The organism is Paenisporosarcina sp. P4_B8, assembly GCF_056402175.1.
This window is the reverse complement of the sequence record NZ_JBFUHX010000012.1, coordinates 19,879-40,524: the sequence shown is the minus strand read 5'-3', so window position 1 is coordinate 40,524 and position 20,646 is coordinate 19,879. Positions and strand designations below refer to the sequence as shown.

18 protein-coding genes are annotated in these 20,646 nt (G+C 40.2%); 2 read left to right on the top strand and 16 right to left on the bottom strand.

Features of this window, described 5'->3' with window-relative positions; translation table 11 throughout:
- Positions 1 to 172: 172 nt before the first annotated feature.
- The 6 genes from pnpS to citZ form a co-directional block, all read right to left on the bottom strand.
- Positions 173 to 1,711, bottom strand: a complete 1,539-nt coding sequence (gene pnpS, locus AC1DSK_RS12220; protein WP_477547061.1) for a two-component system histidine kinase PnpS — start codon at positions 1,709 to 1,711, stop codon at positions 173 to 175.
- Positions 1,708 to 2,421, bottom strand: a complete 714-nt coding sequence (locus AC1DSK_RS12215) for a response regulator transcription factor (RefSeq protein WP_016426692.1) — start codon at positions 2,419 to 2,421, stop codon at positions 1,708 to 1,710. Before AC1DSK_RS12215 ends, pnpS begins: the two co-directional genes overlap by 4 nt.
- Before the next feature lie 54 nt (positions 2,422 to 2,475).
- Complete coding sequence (locus AC1DSK_RS12210; protein ID WP_477547062.1) at positions 2,476 to 2,952, bottom strand: MaoC/PaaZ C-terminal domain-containing protein; 477 nt, start codon at positions 2,950 to 2,952, stop codon at positions 2,476 to 2,478.
- Between the two features lie 110 nt (positions 2,953 to 3,062).
- Positions 3,063 to 4,001: a malate dehydrogenase gene (gene mdh, locus AC1DSK_RS12205; RefSeq protein ID WP_477547063.1), complete on the bottom strand. Its 939-nt coding sequence runs from the start codon at positions 3,999 to 4,001 to the stop codon at positions 3,063 to 3,065.
- Positions 4,002 to 4,217: 216 nt separating this feature from the next.
- Complete coding sequence (icd, locus tag AC1DSK_RS12200) at positions 4,218 to 5,486, bottom strand: NADP-dependent isocitrate dehydrogenase (RefSeq protein ID WP_016426689.1); 1,269 nt, start codon at positions 5,484 to 5,486, stop codon at positions 4,218 to 4,220.
- Positions 5,487 to 5,620: 134 nt separating this feature from the next.
- The gene (gene citZ, locus AC1DSK_RS12195) at positions 5,621 to 6,736 is read right to left on the bottom strand and encodes a citrate synthase (RefSeq protein ID WP_477531951.1); all 1,116 of its coding nucleotides are present in this window, start codon (positions 6,734 to 6,736) and stop codon (positions 5,621 to 5,623) included.
- Positions 6,737 to 6,998: 262 nt separating this feature from the next.
- Here citZ and AC1DSK_RS12190 point away from each other — a divergent pair, with 262 nt between their 5' ends.
- Positions 6,999 to 7,958 (top strand): AI-2E family transporter, encoded by a 960-nt coding sequence (locus AC1DSK_RS12190; protein WP_477547064.1) that lies wholly within the window; start codon positions 6,999 to 7,001, stop codon positions 7,956 to 7,958.
- On the opposite strand, the gene AC1DSK_RS12185 is transcribed toward AC1DSK_RS12190, so the two are convergent.
- From AC1DSK_RS12185 to AC1DSK_RS12150, 8 genes are all read right to left on the bottom strand, one after another.
- Positions 7,945 to 8,328 (bottom strand): FxsA family protein, encoded by a 384-nt coding sequence (locus tag AC1DSK_RS12185; protein ID WP_477547065.1) that lies wholly within the window; start codon positions 8,326 to 8,328, stop codon positions 7,945 to 7,947. The two genes, AC1DSK_RS12190 and AC1DSK_RS12185, sit on opposite strands and share 14 nt — an antisense overlap.
- Positions 8,329 to 8,524: 196 nt before the next feature.
- Entirely contained in the window at positions 8,525 to 10,288 is a 1,764-nt protein-coding gene (pyk, locus tag AC1DSK_RS12180) for a pyruvate kinase (RefSeq protein WP_477547066.1), read from the bottom strand.
- 21 nt (positions 10,289 to 10,309) lie between these two features.
- On the bottom strand, positions 10,310 to 11,269 hold the full coding sequence (gene pfkA / locus AC1DSK_RS12175; RefSeq protein WP_016426684.1) for a 6-phosphofructokinase: 960 nt from the start codon (positions 11,267 to 11,269) through the stop codon (positions 10,310 to 10,312).
- Between the two features lie 95 nt (positions 11,270 to 11,364).
- Positions 11,365 to 12,318, bottom strand: coding sequence for an acetyl-CoA carboxylase carboxyl transferase subunit alpha (gene accA, locus AC1DSK_RS12170; protein ID WP_477547067.1), 954 nt, complete (start codon positions 12,316 to 12,318; stop codon positions 11,365 to 11,367).
- A gap of 1 nt (position 12,319) precedes the next feature.
- Positions 12,320 to 13,180: an acetyl-CoA carboxylase, carboxyltransferase subunit beta gene (gene accD / locus AC1DSK_RS12165; RefSeq protein ID WP_477547068.1), complete on the bottom strand. Its 861-nt coding sequence runs from the start codon at positions 13,178 to 13,180 to the stop codon at positions 12,320 to 12,322.
- Positions 13,177 to 13,824, bottom strand: coding sequence for a FadR/GntR family transcriptional regulator (locus AC1DSK_RS12160; RefSeq protein WP_477547069.1), 648 nt, complete (start codon positions 13,822 to 13,824; stop codon positions 13,177 to 13,179). The genes accD and AC1DSK_RS12160 overlap by 4 nt, the downstream gene beginning before the upstream one ends.
- A gap of 196 nt (positions 13,825 to 14,020) precedes the next feature.
- A complete protein-coding gene (dnaE, locus tag AC1DSK_RS12155) occupies positions 14,021 to 17,101 on the bottom strand; it encodes a DNA polymerase III subunit alpha (protein WP_477547070.1) in 3,081 nt (1,026 codons plus the stop codon).
- Between the two features lie 20 nt (positions 17,102 to 17,121).
- The gene (locus AC1DSK_RS12150) at positions 17,122 to 18,057 is read right to left on the bottom strand and encodes a DHH family phosphoesterase (RefSeq protein WP_477547071.1); all 936 of its coding nucleotides are present in this window, start codon (positions 18,055 to 18,057) and stop codon (positions 17,122 to 17,124) included.
- Positions 18,058 to 18,151: 94 nt separating this feature from the next.
- On the opposite strand from AC1DSK_RS12150, the gene AC1DSK_RS12145 reads away from it, so the two are divergent.
- Complete coding sequence (locus tag AC1DSK_RS12145) at positions 18,152 to 18,460, top strand: YtpI family protein (RefSeq protein ID WP_477598243.1); 309 nt, start codon at positions 18,152 to 18,154, stop codon at positions 18,458 to 18,460.
- Between the two features lie 45 nt (positions 18,461 to 18,505).
- Here AC1DSK_RS12145 and AC1DSK_RS12140 read toward each other — a convergent pair whose 3' ends face one another.
- Positions 18,506 to 19,813, bottom strand: a complete 1,308-nt coding sequence (locus AC1DSK_RS12140; RefSeq protein WP_477547091.1) for a DRTGG domain-containing protein — start codon at positions 19,811 to 19,813, stop codon at positions 18,506 to 18,508.
- A 106-nt stretch (positions 19,814 to 19,919) separates the two neighbouring features.
- On the bottom strand, positions 19,920 to 20,600 hold the full coding sequence (locus AC1DSK_RS12135; RefSeq protein WP_477547072.1) for a metal-dependent hydrolase: 681 nt from the start codon (positions 20,598 to 20,600) through the stop codon (positions 19,920 to 19,922).
- Positions 20,601 to 20,646 lie beyond the last annotated feature (46 nt).

Sequence of the window (20,646 nt, the reverse complement as noted above, 5' to 3'; positions counted from 1 at the left end):
CCTCGATCCCAATCACCCATTCGAAACGAAATGAACAATTTTTTACACATGAAAAAAGAACCCTTGAAATAGGGTTCTTTTTCCTGCCAAATGCGGTAATAGGGGGTTTCATAAATATCTTAACAAAGCATTATGAATCCACTGTGTAGAGCTTGTAAAGAACTTGTTAAGTTTATTGTTTTTTCGGAATGAGAATCTTAAATTGCGTCCCTACTCCAGGTTCGCTTTCAACAAATATTCGTCCATGATGAGCCTCGATTAGATGCTTGACTATAGCTAGTCCCAAACCGGTACCACCAGAATTTCGACTTCTCGCACGATCAATTCGATAAAAACGCTCAAAGATACGTGGGATTTCTTTTTTATCCATCCCCATCCCTTCATCTCGAATGATAATGATTCCATGAGTTTCACTTTCATGAAGGGATAAATGAACAGTTGTGTTTTCCGGCGAATAAGTAATGGCATTTGTCAGTAAATTCATAACCACTTGAATCAAACGGTTCATGTCCCCATCCACAATGACCTCATGATTTATGTTTGAGATAAACGTCATGTGTTTCTCATCAAGACGAGGACTTGTCATCTCAGCAGCACGCCTCATGACTTCACGTAAGTTCGTTTGAGCAAACTCTACGGAGAACCCATGTTGTTCAATTTTCGAAAGTTCCAATAGGTCTTGGATTAACATTTGCAGACGATTGCTTTCTTTATGGATGATTTCCAAAAAAGAAAGTAACGTCTTTTCGTCATTCATGGCCCCATCCAATAACGTTTCCGAAAAACCTTTAATCGATGTAATCGGTGTTCGCAGTTCGTGGGAAACGTTCGCCACGAAATCTTTCCTGATTTGCTCAAGACGCACAAGATCGGAAATGTCATGCATGACGATAACAACACCTAGCCATCGACCATGTTCACCGATAACTGGGGCACCATAAACTTCCATATGGCGTATTTCCTGCTGGATGACGATTGCCATTTGCTTACGTGAAGAAGATTCCATTAAAAAGACGTAGTCGATGAACTTTTTCAATTCATCAGGTAAGTCCACTCTTTTAAAAAGTTCATCCTGAACATCTTGTGCGCTGAATTCAAACTGATCAACAAAAGTCTTGTTGACAATACTGATTTGACCTTCCCGGTCGATCATCATTAAGGCACTGCCCATATTTTCAATAAGTGTTTTTAATCGTTCCTTTTCCATTTCTCGTACTTTGAACAATTCCTGCAAATTCCTTGCCAGGATATTGATGGAAGTGCCGAGCTGCGCCGTGGTTGCAAAGTCGTCTTCGTATGCCCTCGCCCGATAATTGCCTTTGGCAAGCTCAATGGCAACTTCGGTCACATTATCAATTGGTCGTGCGTAGCGTTTCGTCAATCGATACGAAAATATAATGGCAATGACAAATGCTCCTAGCAAGACTATCACTATGGTTTTCCAAAGTTGTTGCCGAGTATCAATAAAGTCACTGCTAATACGGTCACTTGAGAGCACATCCATAATTTCCGCTTTTTGTGAGTCATTGATTGCACCATTTGATTGTTCAATAATCTGTGAAATTCCCTCCACTTTTTCAATCGAATTGCTTCGAACAGATTCCTCCACGTAAACAGGAAAAAGCTGACTGATGATAATACCCAAGCCAGCTAAAATCGAACCTACCAAAAGTGTAAATGACATGACGATTTTTCCGTGGAGGGATTTCATACCGTTTTTGGCTCCTCAAATTTATACCCCAGTCCCCTAATCGTTTTAATAAATATAGGTTTACGGCTATTGTCTTCAATTTTATCCCGTAAATGACTGATGTGAACGTCAACGATGCGAGTGTCGCCTGCAAAATCATAATTCCAGACGGCACTTAACAATTGGTCACGTGTCAGCACTCGATTTTTGTTTTCCATCAGATATACAAGCAGTTCAAATTCTTTCGGAGTAAAGTCCAAAGTATCCTCACTTAAAAATACTTCAAAACGTTCGGGATACACACGTAATGGACCAAATTCAAAACCTTGGTCATTTCCTTTTTGGGACGTTTCATCAACTGACGCAGTAAATCTCCTTAAGACTGCTTTGACACGTGCTGTTACTTCTCTCGGACTAAATGGTTTGGTCATATAGTCATCCGCACCCAATTCAAGACCCAGCACTTTATCAAACTCATCATCTTTAGCTGTTAGCATGATGATGGGCGTATTGATTTTTTGAAGGCGCAAGGCTTTGCAAACTTCCATGCCATCCATTTTGGGCAACATAAGATCAAGTATAATTAAATCTGGTTTTTTTTCTAAAACAGCATCATAACCTTCTTGTCCATCACTCGCCGTCTCAACAACAAAACCTGCTTGTTCCAAATTATATTGAAGTAAAGTTGCGATTGAACTTTCATCATCTACTACGAGAATTTTCTTTGACATGTTTTTGGCCTCCACCTTCGATTTAAAACCCCCATCTTAAACCGAAAGAGCTCTCTAGAAATTATCCATTGATTGTGCTGTTAATTTGTTTTCCAAACGTGGAGGGGTAGACGTAATTTTGCCTTCAATCACTGTCTCACCCGCTTCATTTGTTGCAGTTACTTCAATTTCAACTAAGTTTTTTTCGACATTCACAGAAATCACTTGAAGTAAGAAATCAATTGTTGCGTAATGGTATACCGGTTTCGGAAAAGTTAAATGCTGTTCCACGATGTGTGATCCTGGACCAGGCAAATACTTTGAAACGGCTGAAGTAACAATGCCCGTCAGCATAATAGCAGGTACTATCGGTTTTTCAAAAACCGTTTGTGAAGCGAAATCATGTTGAATATACAATGGGTTCCCATCGTTAGTTAATCCTAAATATAATAGTAAATCTTTATCTTCGATCTTTTCAGTCAGTTTTAATTTTTCTCCAACTGACATTTCTTCTACTTTTCTGCCGAGTTTACGTTTTTTCCCCAATAACATGTGATGTCCCCCTCTGTTCCTGTTATCTCTACATTAACATAGTATCAATACCTACCAAAAAAATCGAGCGGGGAAATCCCGCTCGATTCTTATTCGAAGCTTTTCGTTAATTACACAAGAATTTCCATAACGTTACGTACTGAAGCAGCTGATTTTTCCAAATCAGCTTTTTCAGATTCTGTTAAATCAAGTTCGATTATCTGTTCAATTCCACCAGCACCTAAAATTGTCGGAACGCCAAGGTAAATGCCTTCTAAACCATATTCGCCTTCCAGGTAAGCGATTGATGGCAATACACGACGTTGATCTTTCAGGATTGCTTCAGCCATTTCAACTATAGAAGCAGCGGGTGCATAGTATGCAGAACCGTTTCCAAGAAGGTTGACGATTTCTGCTCCACCTTTACGTGTGCGTTCCACTATTTCAGCCAAACGATCTGCAGGAATCAATGTTTCCAATGGAATTCCTCCTGCATATGAGTAGCGTACCAATGGTACCATATCGTCACCGTGGCCACCCAGGACGAAACCTGTGATGTCTTTAACGGACATGTTTAATTCCTGAGCAACGAAAGTACGGAAACGTGCTGAATCGAGTACTCCAGATTGGCCAATAACGCGCTCTTTAGGGAAACCAGATTCTTTGTATACTGTGTAAGTCATTGCATCAACTGGATTAGTTAATACAATAATCGTTGTGTTTGGAGAATGTTTAATGATTTCACCCGTAACAATTTTCATGACTTTTTGGTTTGTTTGGACCAAATCGTCACGGCTCATACCAGGCTTACGAGCAATTCCAGCGGTGATGATAACGATATCTGAGTCTTTCGTATCTTCATAGCTAGAAGTGCCGATAATGTTTGCATCAAATCCTTGAACAGGACCAGCTTCCAACATATCTAACGCTTTCCCTTTAGTTGAGTTTTCCATTTGTGGAATATCAACTATTACAACGTCTCCTAGTTCTTTTTGAGCTAATAGGAATGCCGTTGTCGCACCTGTAAATCCAGAACCGATTACTGAAATCTTTTTACGCTTCAATGTCATCAGAAAACTCTCCTTTTGTATAAAGCTCTTTTAAATGAAACTAATGATTAAAAATCAACAGTAATATAACAAAGCTTGTATAAAAAAGAGGGCCTAGGCCCTCTTTCTAAAAATAGTGTTTTACTATGCAATTGGTTGAGTTAAGTCGCTAATCGTAATGTCTAGCTCCGAAGCTCAGCTCGCACCTAAGCTTGAGTAGGCTTCTACACTTTTCTCTTAAAGATTTTTGATTAATTCGTCAGCGAACTCAGAACATTTAACTTCAGTTGCACCATCCATTAAACGAGCGAAGTCGTAAGTTACAACTTTAGAAGAAATTGTTTTTTCCATAGAGTCCATAACTAATTTAGCCGCTTCATTCCAGCCAAGGTGTTCAAGCATTAATACACCTGAAAGGATAACTGAAGATGGGTTTACTTTATCAAGACCAGCGTATTTAGGAGCTGTACCATGAGTCGCTTCGAAAATAGCATGACCTGTCAAATAGTTAATGTTTGCTCCTGGAGCGATACCGATACCACCAACTTGTGCAGCTAGTGCATCAGAAATGTAGTCACCGTTCAAGTTCATTGTTGCAACAACATCAAATTCGCTTGGACGAGTCAAGATTTGTTGTAGGAAGATATCAGCGATTGAATCTTTCACAAGAATTTTACCAGCAGCTAATGCTTCTTCTTGTGCTTTGTTCGCAGCTTCTGTACCTTGATCAGCTTTAATTTGATCGTATTGATTCCAAGTGAATGTTTTATCAGCAAATTCTTGTTCTGCCACTTCATAGCCCCAAGTTTTGAAAGCTCCTTCAGTGAACTTCATGATGTTCCCTTTGTGAACAAGTGTCAATGACTCGCGGCCTTCTTTGATGATGTAGTTTAATGCAGCACGCACCAAACGTTTAGTTCCTTCTTCAGATACTGGTTTGATCCCAATACCAGAAGTTTCAGGGAAACGGATGTTTTTTGTACCCATTTCATTTTGTAAGAATTCGATGATTTTTTTCACTTCATCAGAACCTTTAGCAAACTCGATACCTGCATAGATATCTTCAGTGTTTTCACGGAAAATAACCATATCTGTATCTTCAGGACGTTTAACCGGTGAAGGTACTCCGTCGAAGTAACGAACTGGACGTAGGCAAGTATATAAATCCAATTCTTGACGCAAAGCAACGTTTAAAGAACGAATTCCGCCGCCAACTGGAGTCGTAAGAGGTCCTTTGATTGCGATTAAGTATTCACGGATTACGTCTAAAGTTTCTTCTGGCAACCATTCACCCGTTTTGTCGAATGCTTTTTGTCCAGCTAATACTTCTTTCCAGACGATTGATTTTTCACCGTTATAAGCTTTTTCTACCGCTGCTTCTAATACACGCTCTGAAGCTGCCCAGATATCAGGACCGATTCCGTCACCTTCGATATAAGGAATGATTGGGTTGTTAGGTACGTTTAAAACGCCATTCTCAACTGTAATTTTGCCACCGTTTGTCATAATAATTTTCCTCCTATAGGCATAATCATAGGGCTAGCACTTTTTAAGGAAGTGCAGAAAGTAACATGAATGCCATTTTCTGAACGTAACCGCTCTTTAAAAAGTACAGCCCTTCATATGTGTAATTTTAAAAATTAACGCTCGTTCACTGGTACATATTTTTGCATACCAGGTCCTGTATATTCAGCACGTGGACGGATTAGACGGTTATTAGAATATTGTTCTAAAATGTGAGCTAACCAGCCAGAAACACGTGATACAGCAAAAATTGGTGTAAATAAGTCATGATCGATATTCAATGAATGATAAACAGAAGCTGAATAGAAATCAACATTTGGTGGAAGATTTTTTTGACCTGTTACAATATCGTCAATTTTAATTGACATGTCGTACCATTTCTCTTCTCCACGTAGTTTTGTTAATTTTTGAGACATTTCACGTAAGTGTTTCGCACGTGGATCACCTTTGCGGTATACGCGGTGACCGAAGCCCATGATTTTTTCTTTGTTAGCAAGCTTCTCGTTGATATATGAATCAACATTTTCAACTGACCCAATTTCCATCAACATTTTCATTACTTGCTCGTTCGCTCCACCGTGTAGAGGTCCTTTAAGAGCACCAAGTGCTGCAACAACACCTGAATAAACATCTGAAAGTGTCGCTACACAAACGCGAGCTGTAAATGTTGAAGCATTCAACTCATGGTCAGCATGTAATACTAAAGCTTTGTTGAAAGCTTCTTCTTCGATTGCTTCAGGGATTTCGCCATTAAGCATGTATAGGAAGTTAGCAGCAAAACTTAAGTCGCTCTTAGGTGCGATTGGTTCTTGTCCTTTTCGAACGCGAGCAAATGCAGATACTAAAGTAGACATTTTAGCTTGAAGCTGAATTGCTTTCATGTAGTTAGCTTCTTCAGACATATCTTCAGCTTTTTCATCATACAATCCAAGCATAGATACAGCAGTACGAAGAGCCGTCATTGGGTGAACTTTATCAATTGGATACGTTTTGAAATGGTTCAATACCTCTTGAGGTACTGCCATATTATCCGCAAGTTGTTGTTTCAATTCAGCTAATTCTTCAACTTTTGGCAGGCGTTTGTGCCATAGCAAGTAGATTACTTCTTCAAAACTTGCGTGATCTGCCAAGTCATCAATATCATAGCCAACGTATGTAAGTGTGTCATCAATGATTGAACTGATAGCGGATTGAGTAGCTACCACTCCTTCAAGACCTTTTGTTGATGTCATGTATATCGCTCCTTCTTGTTTTTAAAATCCATCATTCCACACAAAAAAACGCAGAATGATGGCTCATCTGCTCAATATGAACCTTTTATTTATATGGCTTACATTGACATTATAATCAATTTTGACGTCTTTGTGAATGAAAACGCTCGATTTTCGATAACTTTCGCAAAATTCATGATATCTTGTCACAAAGCAGAAATATTCTGTCTAAACGATATAAATAAACATAACAGCTATACACACTGCATTTGGAGGTGGAAAAGTGTATGAAAACATAGTTGCATTCATGAAAAAATGGTTTCCGGTTGCATTCATTTTACTCATTACCTGGCTGATTTATCCTGTTACCATTGCCATATTACTCGCTTATTTTCTACACCCAATTGTGAAGTGGATACATAAAATTACCCATTTACCCCGCTGGATAACCGTATTGATATTCGAAAGTGCCTTGCTTGGATCAATTATTTTGGGTTTTACTTTGATGGTAAGAGAACTCCTTGAAATACTTTATCCTTTTAGATTTCACTTGGAAGAATTGCAGTTGTTGATGAAGGAGAACAAAACGAATTGGCAATCAGTCATTGAAGCCCTTTCCATGGTCAGTGAAAACTTACTTAAAAAAATATCATTATTTATTCAGCATCTACCGGCACAATTTGTTGAAACCTTTGTCTTTTTAGTAGCCTTGTTTTTTGCCTTGCAGGAATCTTTGAAATCAAGAACCTGGTTCTTCATCTATATCCCATCTAAGACGAGACAGACAATTAAACCATTATTTTTAAAAGCAACCAAGCTTTTCGAAAAATTTACGATTGTGGAAATTAAGTTATTCCTGATGACATTCGTTCAATTAATGGTCGGGTTTTATGTCCTGAAATTCTCGTCTCCTATAGGACTGGCTTTCCTGATTTCTTTTGCTGATTTAATGCCCTTTTTAGGGACAGGCATCATATTAATCCCGATGGCTGCTTTCTTCATTTTAGCGAAGCAAACGACCCTCGGGATTATCATTCTCTTGCTCTATGCATTTATTTTACTGACACGTCAATTATTCGAGTCTTACTTGTGGGCAAACACCATGCACATTCGAGCTGTGCATGTATTTTTCATCAGCGCATGTTCTTTGTTGCTGTTCGGCATACCCGGGATATTACTAAGCCCTTTCTTATTGCTTGCAGCCGTTCATTTCAGTAAACATCATTGGTTTACATCACAATGATTTGTCCTTTTTTCATTTTCGACTTAATCCATTTGTAAACAATTGGTTTAAATAACTGTCTGGTCGGAGAAAACAAAAATAAAAATCCAAATAGATCTGTCACAAATCCTGGAGATAATAATAAAAGACCACCTGCAAACACGAACAAAGCATTTACCATGGCATCTCCTGGAGCTTGAAAATTCTTCATCTGGACTTGGACATCCCTGATTGCTTTCAATCCTTGCTTTTTAGCCAGGAATGCTCCGAGTATTCCCGTGCTGAGAATAATCATGATGGTAGGTATCAATCCAAATGTCTTACCGGACCACAATAAAATCCCAATTTCCAGTGCAGGAACTACGATAAAGATTAATGCCAACCATTTCATTTCGAACATCCCCTTATTTCGTTTCTTTTTGTGTTACCGATTACTTAAAATTTGATTTGTGATTATTATAAAAGGTCTGTTAAATGTTGTTGATATTCCGCAAAAACATCGTTTCATAAAGCTTCAACTTTTAATTTCTTACGATTCACTTTAAAAAAATTGCCCCAACACTCCAGTGTTGAGGCTTTTTTTATAATTACAGGACACTACTCGCATGCCCATGATAGATGACACCTGATTCAGCGTCCATCGTGACATCCTGACCGTTTACAATTAATTTAGTGGCATCTTTGACCCCTACAATTACCGGAATCCCAAGACTTAGACCCACTACTGCCGCATGACTTGTCAAGCCACCTTCTTCCGTAATAAGTCCAGCACATTTATTAATGGCCGGCATCATATCACGATCTGAACCAATGGTAACGATAATCGAATCGGTTGTATCAATATTTGCTAAGTCATCTGCATTATTCGCAACAACCGTATGTCCGAATGCAACAGATTTACCAATTCCTTGTCCTTTAGCAACAATATCACCAATTACATGAACTTTCATCAAGTTTGTTGTTCCTGCTTCACCGACTGGTACACCTGCCGTAATGATAACAAGGTCACCATGTTTTACGTAATTATGTTTTAAACTTTCTTCCACTGAAAGGTCCAAAATCTCATCAGTTGAACCTACTTTTTCACCAACAATCGGATAAACGCCCCACACAAGAGTCAATTTACGTGATGGTCGTTCAGTAGAAGTTACAGCAATGATTGATGCACCTTGACGATACTTCGAAATCATTTTCGCTGTATGGCCACTTTCAGTAGGTGCAATAATTGCTTTCGCTTTTAAGTTTATGGATGTATGGGCAACTGCTTGACCGATTGCATCCGTCATTGTGACATCTTTGCTTTTACTCTTTGCAGAAACAATTGCACGATAATCCAAAGCATCTTCCGTACGGATAGCGATTTTATCCATGGTCTTTACGGACTCAACCGGATACATTCCTGCTGCTGTTTCACCCGATAGCATGATTGCATCTGTTCCATCAAAGATTGCGTTTGCTACATCACTCGCTTCCGCACGAGTCGGGCGGGGATTACGTTGCATGGAATCCAACATCTGTGTTGCTGTAATGACTGGTTTACCCGCTTCATTACATTTACCAATTAAGCTTTTTTGAACCAAAGGCACTTCTTCGGCAGGAATTTCAACGCCTAAATCTCCGCGAGCAACCATCAGTCCGTCCGATACCAACAGGATGTCATCAATATTATCGACGCCTTCTTGGTTCTCGATTTTCGGGATGATTTGAATATGCCCACCATCATTCTTCTCAAGCAATTCGCGAATTTCCATGACATCTTTTGCACGACGCACAAATGATGCAGCAATGAAATCAACGTCTTGATCAATACCAAATAATATATCTTGAGCATCTTTGTCAGTTATTCCTGGCAGTTGTACAGAAACACCTGGTACGTTAACGCCTTTTTTATTTTTCAACGTTCCGGCATTATACACAACAGTATGAATCAAGCCTTCAGTTTGATCTACACTAGAAACGCGAAGTTCAATTAATCCATCATCGAGTAAGATGACAGAGCCTTCACTTACATCTTCAATTAAGCGGTCATAGGTGATAGAAAACATGTCTTTTGTCCCTAACACTTCAGTCATTGAAATCGCTAAAGATTGACCTGATTCCAATTCGATCGCATCGTTTTCCATTTGATGCGTGCGAATTTCAGGTCCTTTTGTATCCAAGAGAATACCGACGATTTTCCCGGTTTTCTTTGACGCTTCACGAATACGCTTAATACGTTCTCCGTGCTCTTCATGATTTCCATGTGAAAAGTTCAAGCGAGCGACGTTCATCCCTGCTTCGATTAATTTTTCAAGCATTTCAGGTGATTCACTGGCTGGTCCGATTGTACATACGATTTTTGTTTTTCTCATTGTTGTATCCTCTCCATTACACTAAATGGCTAATTCTTTTGATAGTTTATACATAGTTAAATCTGCTTCATGCTTTCCGTCGAAAGCCTCAGTCATAGAATAGTCTACCACTTGATGATTACGCATGCCAATGGCAAGTCCTCCGGCACCTTCCATCAACTTTTCAACAGCCCGAGCTCCAAAAAGACTCGCTAATACGCGGTCTCTTGCAGTCGGAGAGCCTCCTCGCTGAATATGCCCGAGAACAGAAACTCGTGTTTCTATCTGCGCATGCTCTTTCAATAAATCGGCAAATTCATTGGCATTCATGACACCTTCAGAGACAATAATAATGCTATGTTTTTTTCCGCGTTCATGTCCACTGCGAAGGCGGGAAAGTATATCTTCTAGATCAAACGGTTCTTCCGGAATCACGATTGTTTCAGCCCCACCGGCTAAACCTGCCCACAAAGCCAAATCACCCGCATCCCGGCCCATCACTTCTATAATGAAAGTCCGCTCATGAGAAGTTGCCGTGTCACGAATTTTATCTATTGCTTCAATCACCGTATTGAGTGCTGTATCAAAACCTATTGTGAAATCCGTACCCGGAATGTCGTTATCGATGGTGCCAGGCACACCAATGCATGGAAATCCTTGGGATGTTAAAGCCATTGCTCCGCGATAAGAACCATCTCCACCAATGACAACAAGACCTTCAATGCCATGTTTTTTCATTTGGTCGATGGCTTTCAATTGTCCTTCTTCGGTTATAAACTCCAAACAACGTGCAGAATGCAATTTCGTTCCGCCTCTTTGAATAATATCCCCTACTGAACCCAGGTCCAACTGTACTATCTTGCCATCAATTAAACCTTGATAACCATTATAGACACCCATGACTTCCATGTCATGATAGATTGCTTTTCTGACAACTGCACGCAAGGCTGCATTCATTCCTGGTGCATCGCCACCACTTGTTAAAACACCGATTCTTTTCAATTGGATGTTCCTCCTTTGCCAAACCATATGTTCACATTAACATGTTTGAACGCTCATTGTCAGTGAAAAAAAATAAGGATGCGATATACGCATCCTCATTCAGCAAATTCCCCGATGGATTTGAATTTCTCATAACGATTATCGACCAATTCTTCTTTACTCAGTTTGCTGAGTGTATCGATTGAACGTTGAAGTGCTTCTTTCATATAGATGGCTTGTTGCTTTGGATCACGATGTGCGCCACCAACTGCTTCTTGAATGATTTCATCAACAATGCCCATTTGTTTTAAATCGGGTGCCGTGATTTTCATTGCTTCTGCCGCTTGTTTAGCCAGAGCAGAATCTTTCCATAAAATCGACGCTGCCCCTTCAGGCGAAATAACAGAGTAAGTAGAGTTTTCGAGCATATGAACGTGGTTTGCAACTCCTAAAGCCAAAGCACCGCCACTTCCACCTTCTCCAATCACTACACTTATGACAGGCACTTTTAGCCCGGCCATCTCTAGAAGATTTCTTGCAATCGCTTCGCTTTGTCCGCGCTCTTCTGCAGCTTTTCCGGGATAAGCTCCTTTTGTATCAATAAAACAAATAATGGGCCGATTGAACTTCTCTGCTTGTTTCATCAATCGTAATGCTTTCCGATAACCTTCCGGATGCGGCATGCCAAAATTGCGGCGGATATTCTCTTTCGTATCTTTGCCCCTTTGATGCCCGATTACAGTAATCGGGCATCCATTAAACGCTGCAATGCCTCCGACAATGGCTTCATCGTCTCCGTACGAACGGTCTCCGTGAAGTTCAATAAAGTCCGTGAAAATTTCACGAATATAATCCAATGTCGTTGGACGTTCTGGATGTCTTGCGACTTGCACGCGGTCCCACGGCTGCATGTTGTCATAAATATCTGTTTCCAGTTTTTGAAGTCGATCTTCTAATTGCTGAATTTCTGTCGATAAATCAACTTCAGCAGTTGAAGTGAATTCTTTTAACTCACTGATTTTATCACGTAATTGAATAACGGGTTCTTCAAAAGGAAGAGTCTTTACCATATTAGTTGCCTCCTTTCGAATGAAGCTTCACTAGTGTAGATACGGTTTCTTTCATCGAAGAACGATGGACCACTGCATCCAATTGTCCATGTGCCAATAAAAACTCAGCAGTCTGGAAATTTTCAGGTAGTTTTTCCCGTACAGTTTGTTCAATAACACGTCGGCCTGCAAAGCCAATCAAAGCTTTAGGCTCAGCTAAATTGATGTCCCCAATCGACGCAAAACTTGCAGATACCCCACCCGTTGTAGGATGTGTCAGGATGGAAATAAATAGTTGTCCTTTTTCGCTATGTCGATTTAGCGCCACGCTTGTTTTCGCCATTTGCATAAGCGAAAGTACGCCTTCTTGCATGCGGGCTCCACCGCTGGCTGTGAAAATAATAAAAGGCACTTCTTTCTTCGTTGCTTCTTCAATAGCGCGGGTGATTTTTTCACCCACTACAGATCCCATCGAACCCATGCGGAAATGCGCATCCATAATAGCTACAACGATTTTACGTCCGTTCAACATTCCTGTACCAGTCAAGACAGCTTCGTTCAATCCTGTTTTCTCACTATCCGACTTGATTTTATCCGTGTACCCTGGGAATTTAAGTGGATTGACTGTTGCTAAATGATCGTCCATGGATACAAATGTTTCTTCATCCAAGAAAATTGCTACACGTTCATGAGCCGTCATTTTGTAATGATGATCACAAGCTGGACAAACTTTTTTATTTTTGATTATGTCTTTCGTCAACCCGATATGTTTACATTCCGGACATTTTGTCATTAAACCTTCTGGAACATCTGTTTTTGATGCATTTGAAGGAATCGTTACATATTTATTTTTACGATTTCTTGAAAATATATCACGAATCATGTGGTTTCTCTCCCTTGTGTTAACCATCTTGTCCAAGCAGTATATGAGCGAATTGCTTCATCAATTTTCCCATCTATAATGGCTGTCAATAATTGTTGAATATAATTATTTTCTTCAATTTCAGAGTGTCCTTGGTATGGTTCTTCTCCATATTGCTTCAAAAGAAACCACATTTTCAGTGACAATCGATTATTACTTGAAATGAGTATTTCCCGAATCATATCCTCGCGCACAATGGTTCCTACTTCTTGCAGTTGTTTGAGTAAACTCGCCCATACCGGCAGTTTATTCAGAAGAGGAGATCCTGCGACTATACGGATGGCTTCTTTTTCGTGTATTTCACGCGTAACATGTATATCCACAATGGACTTCGAATCTTGCAAAATAAACGTCGACAAGACTTCAACTAATTTGTGCTTTCGAAAATCTGTCAGAAAAGTACCTTCTCCACGTTTAGTTTCAATTAATCCTAATAGCTCCAGACTGCGCAGTGCTTCTCGAACGGTCGATCTCCCTACTTGAAGTCGTTCCGCCAATTCACGTTCAGATGGAAGTTTCCCCCCAGGTCGTATGTTTTCCGATTGAATAAGAAGTCGAAGTTCACGAACGATTTGCAAATACATTTTTGTCGTTTGATTTGTCATAAAACGCCCTCGACCTTCCATAATTTTCAAAGTGGTCTGACCACTCAATGAACCTATCATACAAAAAAATTGTCATCCATGCAATGGCAAATTCAAAAATCACATTCCGGAATAATCAAAATGTTTAAGCATGAGTGATTCAGAAAAATCTACAGAACAAACGCAAAAAACGACCTAAAGGATTAACGTTAGGTCGTCATTTCGACAGCGTTTGCATATTTTTCACAATGATTTGTGGCTTACCTTGCCGCCATTCCACAGTGCCTTCGATTTCTAAAACATGCTGTTCTTTAATGACAAGATTGTGAGAAGCATAGTCTTTCGGAAATACCGTACATGAAATATCTGACGTCTCATCCTGCACGGTTACAAATGCCATCGACTCACCTTTTTTGGTGCGAATTCTACGGATTTCTTCAATCATGCCGACAATGACCACTGCCCGACCATTACGTGCATATTTGATTTCTTGAATTGGAGTTGCATTAATGGTCATTTCTTTTTTCAATCTTTCTACCGGGTGATTGGACATATACAATCCAAGCGTTTCCCTTTCAAACTGAAGTTTCAGCATTTCCGGCATGTCCGAGTTTTTCACATACTTGGGCTTGCCGAATGTCGTGACGTCTCCATCAAATAAATCCTGTTCTGCTTTCGGTCTGACGAGTTCAGCGTATTGTACTGCCGCATCAAGAGTTGCAAGCAGTGTCGCTCGATCTTGACCGAAGCCATCAAGAGCACCCGCTTTAATTAAAGGCTCTATTTGTTTACGTGAAAACTGCTCTGCCGATAAACTGACGGCAAGTTCGAAAATGTCTTGCCACAGTGGATGCGCTTGTTTTCGTTTTTGCAACAAGTCCCGTAAAAAGATATTGGAAACTCCTTTAACTGCAGACAATCCAAATCGAATCGCACCATTTTCTACTTGGAACGTCAACCCGCTTCTATGTATGGACGGAGGAAGTAAGGCAATATTATGCTGTTTGACTTCTTGAATCAGGCGCATGATTTTTTCATGGTTACCCATTGATGCTGTCAATAACGATGCGTAAAAGTAAGCAGGATATTGAACTTTTAAATAGGCCATCTGATAGGAAATCATGCTATAGGCTACTGCATGACTTTTCGGAAATCCATAATCTGCAAATCTGACAATCAGATCATACACTTCATTTGCTTCTCGCTCAGTAAATTGATTTTTCTGTGCCCGTTCTACAAACTGTTGGCGCTGCTCGTCCAATACTTGTCGATTTTTCTTACTTACTGCACGTCTTAAAATATCGGATTCGCCAAATGTAAATCCAGCCATTTTCGAAGAAATTTGCATGATCTGTTCCTGGTAAACAATTACGCCATGCGTTTCTTTCAATATTGGCTCAAGCATCGGGTGGACATATGTCGTCTTCTCTTCCCGGTGTTTTCTGCGTTTATACGTTGGAATATTATCCATTGGACCTGGACGATACAGGGCGTTGACTGCCACAATATCCAGGAAATGAGTCGGCCGGATATCACGCAGGGCTTGTCTCATTCCATCTGATTCCAATTGGAAAACCCCGGTCGTATCCCCTTGTTGAAGGAGCTTGAACGTGCCTTCGTGATGAAGCGGGATTTTTTCGAAATCAAGCCACTTATGTTGATCGAACCAGATCATGGTACGGATTCTCTCTAAAATGGTTAAGTTTCTTAATCCGAGAAAATCCATTTTAAGCAACCCACTCTGTTCCACTTCTTTCATTGGCCATTGGGTTAAATAAATGCCGTCTTGTCCTGCTTCAATCGGCAGTAGCTCTACCAATGGAACAGGTGATAAGACAACTCCTGCCGCATGAGTTGATGCGTTTCTCGGCAAGCCTTCGAGCTCCTTAACGGTGTCAAACCATTTTTGATGGGTACGATCCATGTCAATCCATTTTTTCAGGTTTTCAGAGCTGTTCACTGCCTCTTCAAATGAAATGCCGGGTTTATTCGGCAATTGTTTGGATATCATCTCTAGAACAGAACTATCAAATCCAAAGACACGTGCCACGTCTCTAGCAGCTGCTTTTGCCGACAAAGTTCCATATGTTACGATTTGAGCCACGTGGGTATGTCCATATTTTTCAGCAACATACTGGATGACTTCATGTCTTCGGTGATCGGCAAAATCGATATCAATGTCCGGCATTGTGATTCGTTCAGGATTCAGGAAACGTTCAAATAATAAGCCGAATTGAAGAGGATCGACGTGTGTAATGAATAACGAATACGCAACGAGGGAACTAGCAGAAGATCCACGACCGGGACCAGTCAATATTTGCTTGTTTTTCGCATACTCCATAAAGTCTGCCACAATTAAAAAATAATCTGCATAGCCCATTTGATTAATTACATTCAGTTCCATTTCGAGACGCTCTTTATATGACTCATCAAATATTGCCAAGCGCTGACTAAGGCCGGTCATACATTTTTCACGCAAAACATCATGTGTCGACACATTTTCAGGTACCGGGAATTTTGGCATATGGTATTGATCAGTGACAATTTCAACAAAACAGCTTTTTAGTAGTCGTTCTGCTTCTTCCAGCCACTCTGGCTGATCGGCAAACCATTCGATCCATTGTTCTCGAGTTGGCAAATAGTGATGCTCGTGCTTTGGTTTCACTCGCTGTGAGTCACTAAGCTTCACACCGTTTGCAATGGCTTGAGCCACTTCATACGCAAAGGCATCACTTTGAGAAACATAATTTGCCTGATGAGTTGCAATTAATGGGATTTGTCTTTCGATACAATTTCCAACCATTTCATTTTCACTGTCAGCAATATATCCGCCTGGTCGTTCTATTCCAACCTTCAGACCAGAACCTAAGCAATCCTTTAAGGCATCCAATATGGATTCAACTGTTTCTAGCACTGCGATTTTGGAAAGCGGTACAACTACAAAACAGTCTTCTTTATAAGCACGGAGCCATTTTAATGGCAGTGCAGAAAGTGCTTTGACTTCTAGTGCGCTACTGATTTTCAATAAGTTCTGATAGCCCAGGTTGGTCTTGGCATACAGTTGGACTTCAACAAGTGTCTCGTCAGTCAGTTCAATAAGACAAGTTAAACCGATTACTGGATGTAAACCGGCTTTCTTGACAGCTTGATAAAACGGCATCACACCGTATAACCGTCTATTGGTAATGGCTACCGAAGACGCCTGTTGTTTTTGAAGGAAAGGAATCAATGCTTCCAAGCGAATCGTGCTATTAAGTAAATCTGCAGATGTCCCTACTTGTGGATACACTGGATTCATTGGTCCTTCCCCCTTTCAACTTACTCACATAATTTGTTTAGTTTGGCAATTACTTCATCAGCAACTTTCCAGGAATAGACGGATGCTCCTGAAGCAAGCGGATGCCCTCCGCCGCCATACTGCTTGGCCAATTCATTGATTATAGGACCTTTAGAGCGAAGTCGCACGCGAATTTGATCCTCTTCTTCGATGAATATTATCCACGCTTTAATTCCTTTTACGTTGCCAAGAGAACCGACAAGTAACGATGTTTCGCTTGCAGTCACACCGAATTCTTTCAACGTTTCAAGCGGTAGTTTAACGTAAGCCGCCCCGTTGTCATTCATGACAAAGTGTTGGTAAATATGACCTTGTAAATGCAATAGATTACGTTCCACTTCGTACATGCCATTAAATAATTCAGTACGATCAAAATTATATTTGATTAATTCGCCTGCCGTGTCAAAAGTCTTTTGACTTGTACTTGAGAACATAAATCGTCCGGTATCTCCGACGATTCCTGCAAATAGAACACGTGCGGCTGCATCAGACATTTGCCAATTTGCACTAGTCTTGCCTTCTTCGTAAAGATCATAAATCATTTCACTTGCAGAACTTGCTTGCGTATTGACCCATAATAAATCACCGTAGGCATCATCATTCGGGTGATGATCGATTTTGATTAAAAAAGCACCCGATAGGTATCGTTGATCATCAATTCGTTCTGTATTTGCTGTATCTGTGACGATAATAAGTGCACCTTCAAATTGGGCGTCACTCACTTGGTCAGGCTCGGCAAGAAAGCTTAATGTTTCATCATGTTCCCCTGTAACATACACCTTCTTGTCAGGGTAACTTGCTTTGAGAATTTCTTTTAAGCCAACTGAAGATCCGTAAGCATCGGGATCTGGTCTAACGTGCCGATGAATAATGATTGTTTCGTAAGCCGATATTGTGTCAATGATTTGACGTTTCATGATTTTTCATCCGACCTTTCGTGAATACCATTCGCAATTCTGTAAAAATGTCGATACAATAATGACAGTTTCATTTAATAACAGGAGGTTTACGATGATAAATGCTGTATTTATATTTCTGATTGTAATTTCATTTGCGTTTTATTTTTATTTTAAAACGAAGCAATTTCGCAGTGAGTTACCGATTGCCAAAAAGTGGTATTCGAATCGTGCTTTAATAGCACTTGGTAGCTTGTTATTTTTCTTTGGTCTTAACCAATTATTCTTATTTCCCACAACATTAACGTATGTTATCTCAGGGTTATTTATTGTTATTGGTTTGTTCACCATGGTTAATTATTATCGTGTGGCCAAACATTACGRTCAATTTGTAGAAGAAGAATTTAATTTGAACAAAAAGTGATGCTGTCCAGCATCACTTTTTTTATTGCCATTCTGAGGTTTGACCCTATCTTTCAAGCAACTGGAACATCATCATAGCCTTCCCGACTAAAAGAGTACCATGGAACACATCAAACTCCATTTTCACAAACTTCCGACTCATGTCCAATATACGTGGACGTACCGTCAACACACTATCCATCTGAACCGGTTTGATAAAATAAATCGTCATGTTCTCAGCGACACTATCTCCACGTTTTCTGTTTTTCATCGCGTAATTGCCCGCTTCAGCTAACAGGGTGGTAAATGCCCCATATGAAATTGCCCCAAATTGATTCGTCATTTGCGGCGTCACGGTAAACTCGACTGCGAGTTCATCTTCTTGAAGGACTTTCATTTGATTTTTGACAATATCATCAATCGTTTCACCATGTTGCGGCTGTCGTTGCGCCAGCTGCAATGCTTTTAAGACATCCTGGCGACTGATAACCCCTTCGAGAATGCCGGAATCATTGACCACCGGCATTAAGTCGATGCCTTCCCAAATCATCCGATGCCCAGCAGTAGCAACACTCGTTTTCATCGTGACTGTGATTGGATTTTTTGTCATGACCTTTTCGATGGATTCACCATAATTTTTCCCTATAACGTCTCTTGCCGTAACGATGCCAACATTTTTTTGATTGGCATCCACCACTGGAAAGCCTCCATGCCTTGTTTGTGCATTTTTGTTATGATACGCTTTCACGTCGTCGGCTGCACGTAAGAAATCGGTTTCCTGAAACGGCACATAAATATCTTCAATGAATAAAATTTCTTTTTTAATTAATTGATCATAAATGGCACGATTAATCATCGTGGCAACTGTAAATGTGTCATAGCTTGTGGAGATAATCGGCAATTCTAATTCATCCGCCACTTTTTTCAAAGACTCCGAGGCTTCAAAACCACCCGTTATCAATACAGCCGCTCCTGCTTTCAAAGCAGTAAAATGGGCTTTCGCCCGGTTTCCGACGATTAGTAGACTGCCTGCATCGGTGTATCGCATCATGTCCTCTAATTGCATCGCACCAATAACAAACTTGGTCAGCGTTTTATGCAGACCATTCTTTCCACCCAATACTTGGCCATCCACAATATTTACAACTTCCGCAAAAGTCAGACGTTCGATATTTTCTTTCTTTTTCTTTTCAATACGAATAGTCCCAACCCGCTCAATCGTGCTGACATACCGCTGAGTTTCAGCTTCTTTGATAGCACGATAAGCAGTACCTTCACTCACTTGAAGTTCTTTTGCTATTCGTCTGACTGAGATTTTATCTCCCACGGGTAAAGACTCAATATATTGTAATATTTGTTCGTGTTTTGTAGCCATGAATTCACCTATTTCCCAAACAATCGTTCTGTTCATAGTGTATCACAAAGCCGTCTTTTTAATTAAATAAAAAAACACAGGAAGTCAGTGACTTCCGTGTTTTGGATTACAATTCTACTCCGTCCCCAGCATTCAGGATATGGACCACGGCATCTTTGACAGCTGCCTTAAAGTCTTGAGGATCTTGTTTGATTGGCGGGAACGTATTAAAGTGAATCGGCACGACAGCTTTTGGTTTCAATAACTCGACCGCATAGGCTGCGTCATCAATACCCATCGTGAAGTTGTCGCCTATTGGTAAAAATGCCAAGTCAATAGGATGTCTTTCTCCAATCAATTTCATATCACCAAATAATGCAGTATCTCCTGCATGGTAGATCGTTTTCCCTTCAGCCATAAATAAAATTCCTGCTGGCATTCCGGTATAAATAATTTCTTGATTTTCCGTTTCATAGGATGACCCATGGAATGCCTGAGTAAATTTAACTTTCCCGAATTCAAATTGTCTTGCTCCTCCAATATGCATTGCATGTGTTTTCACACCTTGCCAAGACAAATACTCTGCAAGTTCAAATGGAGCAACAACCAACGTGTCATTCGCTTTTGCAATCGCTACCGTGTCCCCTACATGATCGTTATGACCGTGCGTCAATAAAATGACATTTGGCTTTTCATTTTCTGCTATTAAATCAGTCAAGTCGTTTCCTGTAATAAATGGGTCAATCAATATCGTATAATCACCCGTTTTTATTTTGACAACTGAATGTCCGTGAAATGATACATACATAAGCTTGAACCTCCTTTATTTTGCTATTTGATAAGTATACGATAAA